This is a genomic window from Pseudomonas sp. P4_C3, from assembly GCF_056402075.1.
Genome location: NZ_JBFUIC010000715.1, coordinates 1 through 840, shown reverse-complemented (window position 1 = coordinate 840; position 840 = coordinate 1). Strand labels below are relative to the sequence as shown.

At 62.3% G+C, this 840-nt stretch carries 1 protein-coding gene; it reads right to left on the bottom strand.

Annotated features, from left to right (window positions below):
* The coding region (locus tag AC1DVH_RS31995) for a VCBS domain-containing protein (protein ID WP_477757151.1) at positions 1 to 840 on the bottom strand (840 nt) is incomplete at both ends.

The following is an 840-nucleotide window of genomic DNA, read 5'->3' as shown; positions in this document are numbered from 1 at the left end:
GGCAAAGTGTTGGCGCCATTGGCGGTTGGGTGGGCTTCGTTATCGTTGAGGGTGTAGCTGTAGCTGATCACCCCGGTCGCGGCATTGAACCCGGTGATGGTCAGGGTGCTGCCCAGTGGCGTGGTGATCGATTGCGGCAAGCCGGCGGCCACACCACCGCTGACCACGGCGATACCGCCGACGGTCAGGCTCGTGACGCCGTCGAGGGCGGTGACCGTAAAGGTGCCGTTCTGGGTCAACGCCGTGGCATCCGGTGCGCTGCCGTCGCTGAGGTTTTTCTCGAAGACGGTGAGCTCACCACCCTGAGCGCTCAAACCGCCAATCGTGATCGGGTCATCGTTGTTGTGGATCTGCAGCACCAGGTTGGCGGTGCTGCTGTCACCGTCGGCGTCCGTCAGCGTATAGGTGAAGGTTTCGGTGCCATTGCCACCGCCGTGCAACGCCTTGAAGTCGGCATCGCTGGTGTTGAGGGTGTAGGTGTAGGTGCCGTTGGCATTCAGTACCAAAGTGCCGTAGGTGCCGGTGAAAGTGCCGGGGGTGATGGGGCCGGCATTTTCTCCGACCGCTACCCGGTCAGCACCTTGCACGTCGTTGGTCAACACGTTGCCGTTGAGGGTCAGCAGGGTTTCCGAGGCGGTACTGGCGTTGCTATCGTCCACGCCATTGGGCAGGTCGTCGACGATGTTCACGTCGAGGCTGCCGGTCGCAGTGGTGCCGTTGTCGTCGACCACGGTCACGGCGAACTGCTCAGGCAAAGTGTTGGCGCCATTGGCGGTTGGGTGGGCTTCGTTATCGTTGAGGGTGTAGCTGTAGCTGATCACCCCGGTCGCGGCATTGAAC